Source organism: Nocardia sp. PLKS1-43 (genome assembly GCF_059510335.1).
The window spans coordinates 1-1710 of record NZ_JCAJZQ010000040.1; the positions used below are offsets into that span (position 1 = coordinate 1).

Consider the following 1710-nt stretch of genomic DNA (forward strand, 5'->3'; position numbering starts at 1 on the left):
GGAACTCGGTCCGGCGGCGGGCTCGAACATCACGACGCGCAGTACAACGATGGAGGACACGTATGACCGATACCGAGCAGCCCCCCACCGACGAGAATCTCAACTGGCTGGTGACACGCTTCACGCGTGAGGTCCCCGGCGTCTCGCACGCGGTGCTGGTATCGGCCGACGGCCTGTTGCAGGCCACCAGCCCGCACCTGCCCGCGGATCGCGCCGAACAGCTGTCCGCGGTGACCGCCGGACTGGCCAGTCTGTCCTCCGGCGCCGCCCAGTTGTTCGAGGGCGGCAAGGTGATGCAGTCGATCGTCGACATGCAACGCGGCTATCTGCTGGTGATGAGTGTCGGCAACGGCTCTCACCTGGCGGTGCTGGCCAACAAGCAGCACGATATCGGCCGCATCGGCTACGAGATGGCACTACTGTCCGATCGGGTCGGAGCGGTCGTTCAGGCCACCGCCCGCTCGTCGGTCTGACGGTGTCATGGCGAGTTCCTTCGGAGCCGATCCCCGGCCGACAACACGCGTTCGCCCCTATGCGCTGACCGCCGGGCGCACCCAGCCCGCGGTCGATCTGCCACTCGAGGCGGTCGTGGAAACCCTGCCGTATGCGAGCCGATTCGATTGGCCCGCAGGCGATGTCCGCACCGACATCCTGCGCCTCGGCGGTCGCAGGCTGTCGGTCGCGGAGATCGCCGCCCATCTTCAACGGCCGTTGGGCATGGTCCGCGTCGTCATCGGCGATCTGGTCGTCGCCGGCACGTTGCGGGTTCACACCACGCTCAGTGAAAACGCCACGTACGATGAGCGCCGTTCGCTCATGGAGAGGACCCTGCGTGGACTCCGCGCTCTCTGACGTCTCGGATGCCGAAACTCGCACCGCCTCCACGAAGATCGTGGTGGCCGGTGGTTTCGGCGCGGGTAAGACCACCTTCGTCGGCGCGGTCTCGGAGATCGTGCCGCTGCGTACCGAGGCCATGGTGACCGGCTACTCCGACGGCGTGGACGATCTGTCGGCCACGCCCGGCAAGGAGACCACCACGGTCGCCATGGATTTCGGCCGTATCATCCTGCCCGGCAATCTGACCCTGTACCTGTTCGGCACCCCCGGCCAGCGCCGATTCTGGTTCATGTGGGACGACCTGGTCCGGGGCGCCATCGGCGCGGTGGTGCTGCTGGACACCCGACGGATCGAGGACAGTTTCGCCGTGGTCGACTTCTTCGAGGCACGGCAGTTGCCGTTCCTGGTGGCGGTCAACCGTTTTCCCGACTCGCCTCGCTTCCCGGCGACCGAACTGCGCGAGGCGCTGTCGATCCGCGAGGGCGTACCCATCGTCGACATCGACGCCCGCGACCCGGTCCAGGTGCGCCAATCCCTGGCAGCGGTCACCGAATACGCCATCGCCCGCTTGACGGACCCGCCCGCCGCGGAACCGGCCCGCGATCCAGCGCGCTAGTCCGCCTCTCCGCGACTTCAGCGTGTCGTCAGGTGTTACGAGATTTTCGCGGCGGGGCGGTGGTGCGGGATGTTGTACGGTCTCGGGCGTTGCCGGGGAGTTACCCACGTACTCGCGAAATCGGTTGTCGCCCTGGTGTCGCGGCAGAGACGAAAGCACAGTTCAGGACAGCGACCGGCGGTCGAAGACCTGAACGCAGGTAAGTAATCGAGAACATCCGACCCGAACAGGGGGTTTTGGCGTGCAGTACTTCACCA

Annotated in this window: 3 protein-coding genes; all 3 read left to right on the top strand. The window is 66.4% G+C overall.

The annotated features are described in order from the left end of the window. The first annotated feature begins 62 nt into the window (after positions 1-62). Genes AC5WS7_RS40545 through AC5WS7_RS40555 form a run of 3 tightly spaced genes read left to right on the top strand, consistent with a single transcriptional unit; the run spans position 63 to position 1453 of the window. Positions 63-473, top strand: coding sequence for a roadblock/LC7 domain-containing protein (locus tag AC5WS7_RS40545; RefSeq protein WP_067672258.1), 411 nt, complete (start codon positions 63-65; stop codon positions 471-473). A 7-nt stretch (positions 474-480) separates the two neighbouring features. Further along, positions 481-852 carry a DUF742 domain-containing protein gene (locus AC5WS7_RS40550; protein WP_067886305.1) on the top strand — a complete coding sequence of 124 codons (372 nt, stop codon included), beginning with the start codon at positions 481-483 and terminating at the stop codon, positions 850-852. Beyond that, complete coding sequence (locus AC5WS7_RS40555; protein ID WP_495959976.1) at positions 833-1453, top strand: GTP-binding protein; 621 nt, start codon at positions 833-835, stop codon at positions 1451-1453. Before AC5WS7_RS40550 ends, AC5WS7_RS40555 begins: the two co-directional genes overlap by 20 nt. Positions 1454-1710: the final 257 nt, after the last annotated feature.

Bases quoted from the DNA above. Each gene is read 5' to 3' on its own strand.
- AC5WS7_RS40545 (WP_067672258.1), top strand. From the start codon at position 63: ATGACCGATACCGAGCAGCCCCCCACCGACGAGAATCTCAACTGGCTG.
- AC5WS7_RS40550 (WP_067886305.1), top strand. From the start codon at position 481: ATGGCGAGTTCCTTCGGAGCCGATCCCCGGCCGACAACACGCGTTCGC.